Source organism: Bacillota bacterium, assembly GCA_013314855.1.
GTDB lineage: Bacteria > Bacillota > Clostridia > Acetivibrionales > DUMC01 > Ch48.
In genome coordinates, this window is record JABUEW010000191.1 from 1 (window position 1) to 5,185 (window position 5,185).

Below are 5,185 nucleotides of genomic sequence, written 5' to 3' on the forward strand. Positions count from 1 at the left end.
CTGGATTCTATCTCCCCATACGCATGTCAGAGTATTTTTTGGTTCCAAACGCATCAGGCCTGTAGCTTCTCTCCATACTTCCTTTAAAGCATCTTCTTTTAGTACTATCATGTAATCCCACTTATACTGCCTGCATAGCCTGATTACGGGTCCGCATGCATAAAGTCCATCCAACACCACTGCTATCTTTAGCCTTGGGAATCTCTTCTTTATCTTTTCTGCAAGACGGTAAAAGGCTTTTAGCTATGTCTTTAACCCGTACAGTTTTTTTATCATTTCGTCATCATTAATTTAATCCAAGGTGCGGTCATCTTTGTGTGAATCGGATTTGTACTCCCCGTCGCTTTTTCAATAGCTTGCCTTTTCATTTCAGTATCTGCGTACGCGTAAATTTTATGACAAGCTTGTCATAAACACTATTATGGAAAGAGAAATATTATGGAAAGTAAACTGGCGAATCCGCGCATTTAGGCGACAACTCGCCAGTTTTTCTTTACATAATAAAACCGATCAACAACACGTTATTTAATGCTTCAACCCGGCAAGCCAGTCCATCAGTGATTCATCCTCAGTCCAGTCGGCTTTCTCGGGAACGACATCATGTTTCCCTGAATTCATCTTTTCCAGCGCTGCCCGTTTCATTTTAACGCTCGTTTTCGAGTAAACTTCGGTTACCTTCAAATCGGTATGGCCGAGGAAATCCCGTATAAAGATAGGGTTTATGTCTGCCTCTGTCAGGTGCATCGCTTTTGCGTGGCGAAGCCGGTGAGGGGATATTTCCGTGATGCCGCAGGCGTCAGCGTACTTCTTCAGGACATACGCGATCCCTTGTCTGGTCAGTTTCTTTTTCTGAGCATTAAAAAAGAGCGTATGCTCATAGCATGACGGATTGTCTAACCGCTGTTCATGCAGGTACTGCTGCAGCAGAGCGACTGTCTTATACATCAACGGAACGCTTCTTGTCTTCCTTCCTTTGCCAGTGAGCTTGACTTGGGCTGGGGAATCCAGACGAAGATCACAGACTCGAAGGTCTGCAAGCTCCTGTACCCGGGCGCCACTATCATAAAGAAGGCTCAATAGCACCTGGTCACGCCTGCCCTTTCGAGATTCTGTATCGGGTACAGCGAGAAGCGCCTTTGTCTCGTCTTCACTGAGGAAACCTATTTGCTTCTTTTCCGACTTTTTAAATGGAATAGCGAGCACCTGCTGGCACTGAAACATATATTCCGGAGACTGCACCTGTATGTACTGGAACAGTGAATGGATGGCAGCCAGCCGCTGATTTCTGGTGCTGACGCTGTTCCCGCGTTCCTTTTCCAGCCAGTTCAGGAATTCAGTTATGCGTTCAGCTGTCAGGTCATCAACCCTCACTTTCCCAGCATTGATCCATGGCCCAGGTCCCCCTCCAGTCTGCGCTCTTATAGTATTCCGGGCTCATGTACTCTTTACAGTATCCGTCAGCAATATAAATTTTTCCTAGCCTTCCTTCCTCTAAAATTCTTTTTGCTTCCCTTGCCCCTGAAAATGTACGATTTTTAAATACCGCTCCAAGTTTTACCCCGTTTTCCTCACAGGCCTTTATCATAGAATTAAGCTGCTCTTTTTTTATGGCAAGCGGTTTTTCACATAATACATGTTTTCCTGCTCTCGCACAATCAATGGTCATCTCCGCATGCAATCCACTTGGAGTACATATGCAAACAACATCAATTTCCTTCAATTCAAACATTTTTTTATAATCCGTAAAATACCTTTCTACATTATACTTTTTAGCCATATTCTTTACATTTTCTTCAACTATATCGCTTATAGCATATAACTCAGCATCTTCACAACTTTTTATTGCCTCGGCATGCTTTGGCATCACCTTTCCGCATCCGATTATCGCAAAGTTGAGTTTTTTCTTCTTTTTAATCATATCGATACATACCTCCTGCTTTTTTGAAATTTACTTTAAATCATGTCACAGGATCGGCTTCATCCTTTTATTGCTCCAATCATTACACCCTTTACAAAATACTTCTGTAAGAAAGGATATATCAAGTACAGGTGCGGTTGCAATAATTATTGTGGTATATTTTAGCGATTCTGCAATTAAAAACTTGTCGATCTCGTCATCCATTTCCGCTATCATCCTCTCCATCTGGTTGGTTATAAGTATTTCTCTTAAGATTAGCTGAAGTGGATAAAGGTTCCTGTTTCTTAAATAAATCATAGTATCAAACCAGTTATTCCAATATCCTACTCCGTAAAAGAGGAGCATGACCGCCACAACAGCCTTTGATAAAGGTATTACAATTTTAAAAAGTATATAGAAATCATTTGCGCCATCTATTTTAGCCGATTCCGTAAGACTTTTAGGGATTGATATAAAAGCCGTACGCATTACAATTAGGTTCCATGCCGATATCGCCGGCGGAATAATCATTGCTAACCTGCTGTCAACAAGTTTAAGTTCTTTTACAAGCAAGTATGTCGGTATCAACCCTCCTAAAACATTGTAGAAAGAACGAAAAATAGTATTGCTTTTGAAAGGAAATAAAGGAGATACAAGTACCCCGGCCTTATCTTCTGAAATTTATATTCAATGACGGCCGGGCATTACAAAAGGAGTGGCAGTATAAGTCTCGCAGTGAAAACTGGGATAATGCCGCACGTCAAAAGGCAAGGGAGAGAATGCTTGATAGAAGGAGGCAATGTTAAGTGGGAGCAGCAAAAACAGTTAAGGTTATACCTGCAACAACCATACGATTTACACCGAATCAAACAAACAGGGTTCCCAAACGAAGGGTTGCCGCATATGTACGGGTTTCTACCGACACCGATGAGCAGCTTTCAAGCTATGAGGCCCAGGTGGATTATTACACACGGTATATTAACGGGAAAGAAGGCAGGGAGTTTGTTAATGTATACACTGACGAGGGTATTTCAGCTACCAGTACAAAAAAGCGTGAAGGTTTCAACAGAATGATTTCCGACGTATTGGCAGGCAAAATAGACCTTAATGATACGCTGGTGTGTTGAAGAAAATGCCCACTTAGCTATGGACCAGGCTGAATACGAAAAACACTATGAAGGCCTGTTGGCACGGTATGAAAAGGCCAAAGTCAGATTGGACAAGGTGAAGGAAGTATACCAGAACCGCCGTATAAAGCGAGCGCAACTGGATGCTTTTCTTTCAAGATTATTTCAGAAAGACTTAGTTTTATCAGAATTTGGTGAAACCCTCTGGCATGCTGTTATTGATAAAATCACTGTTTATTCAGAAAATGACATACAATTCACCTTCAGCGACGGAACGGTAATTAGAGTATAATATAGTATCCAGGCAATAACTTACACACATTGCATGGGAAACCATAATAATACAATTAGGAATGCGAGTTTTCAAAAAAATAAAGTACTGCAACATAGTAATTAAGCGTGATGCGCAATATTCTACAAAATGTGACAAAAAATCACCATTGACAATATATTACACCTAATGTACAATGTAAAAAAACAATGGAACGACTTTTATACTTTTATATAAGGTTAAAAGGTTCCAAGGGAGCAAACCTTTGTTAAAGCAAGTGCTGCCATAGAACCTTTTACATAAAGCAATCCCATAAAGAGGATGCCATGGCTTTAGTATATACCTTTTTATGTGGATTGTAAATACAATATAAAAAAAGGGATGAATTATGTTAAAGTCAAAACATGTAAAACTGTCTATAAATGTTTACACCGAGAGTTGATATCTTTTCAACTATGTATAATGATGTATATGCAAAATGAATGAAAGATCCAATTCAGTACAGGAGAGTTGATTTTAAGAAATTAATTATACAAGGAGGATTATTATGTTAAAAAAGGTTAATTTAATTTTGTTAGTGGTAATAATGATAACTGTTGTTCCGTTAAGTTCATTTGCACAATCAGCAGACAATATTATATCTGCTGATGAAGCGGCAATGAGGCTTCAAGCAATATTTGAAAAATACGGTGATGGTAAATATCAAGTAGCAGATTTTGATAAAAATCAAGTATTTGACAGAAATGAAATTGAAAAGTTATTAAATGATATTGAAGAAAAATTTATTAATGAAAAAGAAGAAAAAACAGAATATTATGGCGAAACAGTAAAATCTGACGAAATAATAAAATCTACATTAAATCAAATAAGAGTCCCTTGGATGTATATGACTTATACACAATATGATTCAGGCTATGATAATGTAGGTCTTGGTATTTTTGGAACAGGCAAAGTAGACGTCTCATGGGAATATGATGTTACTCTTGTGAAACCGGCAGATCAGTCAAATTGGGCGTATTTGAGCTGTACTGATCCGAGAAATATTAGTAAAGGTTATACTGGTATTGGAACAGTTATATACAATAATATAACATCCTCTGAAAGCTATCTGTATAATCCTCACCCTGTCCGTGGCTATTATAATATGTGTTCATTTGTAAGTGGTGAAATTCAAATACGTATTGATATAGGAGGATTACCTATTACTATTACTGATACTTATACAGTTCAAAAAACTCATACTGTTTAGACCAGTAAATTTAACTCATATCAAATAATAAGGACCGTTTAAAAACGGTTCTTATTATAATTTTATGTTTGCCCGACATAGGCAGTAACCTGAGGGTGAAAGTCCGCTATGGGAACCATTAGCTAAACAGCAAGGGCAGGTCGCAGGTTACACCTGCTGCTCGATTAAATAACATTAATGGCGAAGGGTATAGACCCAACGCCTTGAAACTAAATCCAACACTACTTGACAATACCGGGAAAGGGTAGAACCTTTTTAGCTGATCTAACTCATGTATGCCTGTCAAATCGGGTATACATCAATATTAGAAATCTTCAGTGATAGACTTTTAGAACAATTCTATGGCGTGCCATTACACAGACACCGCTCTTTAAATATCTCAAGCATTAATTTTAATAAACATATTTTCACTTTAACTATTTTTGATTATTGTTTATATAAATGTTCAATGCTTTAAGTGCTTTTATCCCTATTAAAAACAAAAGTATAGAAAACCCAATACCCAAAAAAATTAGAAGTATATATAGTAGAAACACTAAATAATCAAGACGTATAATCTTAATCACCTCCCTCCCTAAAACCATAGACATATATTATCATGTTTTTTGCCGTTATTCAATAGTCTAACAGATGAAACAGAG

At 38.1% G+C, this 5,185-nt stretch carries 5 protein-coding genes and 1 pseudogene; 3 read left to right on the forward strand and 3 right to left on the reverse strand.

From position 1 onward, the window contains the following. Positions 1–525: 525 nt before the first annotated feature. The 3 genes and pseudogenes from HPY74_19595 to HPY74_19605 form a co-directional block, all read right to left on the reverse strand. A complete protein-coding gene (locus HPY74_19595; GenBank protein ID NSW92813.1) occupies positions 526–1,422 on the reverse strand; it encodes a tyrosine-type recombinase/integrase in 897 nt (298 codons plus the stop codon). Next, positions 1,361–1,918, reverse strand: a complete 558-nt coding sequence (locus HPY74_19600; protein NSW92814.1) for a Gfo/Idh/MocA family oxidoreductase — start codon at positions 1,916–1,918, stop codon at positions 1,361–1,363. Before HPY74_19600 ends, HPY74_19595 begins: the two co-directional genes overlap by 62 nt. Before the next feature lie 59 nt (positions 1,919–1,977). Continuing rightward, positions 1,978–2,428: pseudogene (locus HPY74_19605) on the reverse strand (carbohydrate ABC transporter permease). A gap of 275 nt (positions 2,429–2,703) precedes the next feature. On the opposite strand from HPY74_19605, the gene HPY74_19610 reads away from it, so the two are divergent. The 3 genes from HPY74_19610 to HPY74_19620 all read left to right on the forward strand — a co-directional run bounded on the left by HPY74_19610 (position 2,704) and on the right by HPY74_19620 (position 4,544). Further along, on the forward strand, positions 2,704–3,024 hold the full coding sequence (locus HPY74_19610) for a recombinase family protein (GenBank protein ID NSW92815.1): 321 nt from the start codon (positions 2,704–2,706) through the stop codon (positions 3,022–3,024). Then, the gene (locus HPY74_19615; GenBank protein ID NSW92816.1) at positions 3,005–3,316 is read left to right on the forward strand and encodes a hypothetical protein; all 312 of its coding nucleotides are present in this window, start codon (positions 3,005–3,007) and stop codon (positions 3,314–3,316) included. The genes HPY74_19610 and HPY74_19615 overlap by 20 nt, the downstream gene beginning before the upstream one ends. A gap of 526 nt (positions 3,317–3,842) precedes the next feature. Next, positions 3,843–4,544: a hypothetical protein gene (locus HPY74_19620; protein ID NSW92817.1), complete on the forward strand. Its 702-nt coding sequence runs from the start codon at positions 3,843–3,845 to the stop codon at positions 4,542–4,544. Positions 4,545–5,185 lie beyond the last annotated feature (641 nt).

What these genes read in the sequence shown, in the direction of transcription:
- HPY74_19600 (NSW92814.1), bottom strand. Translation starts at nt 1,918, where the DNA reads ATGATTAAAAAGAAGAAAAAACTCAACTTTGCGATAATCGGATGCGGA.
- HPY74_19615 (NSW92816.1), top strand. Translation starts at nt 3,005, where the DNA reads ATGATACGCTGGTGTGTTGAAGAAAATGCCCACTTAGCTATGGACCAG.
- HPY74_19620 (NSW92817.1), top strand. Translation starts at nt 3,843, where the DNA reads ATGTTAAAAAAGGTTAATTTAATTTTGTTAGTGGTAATAATGATAACT.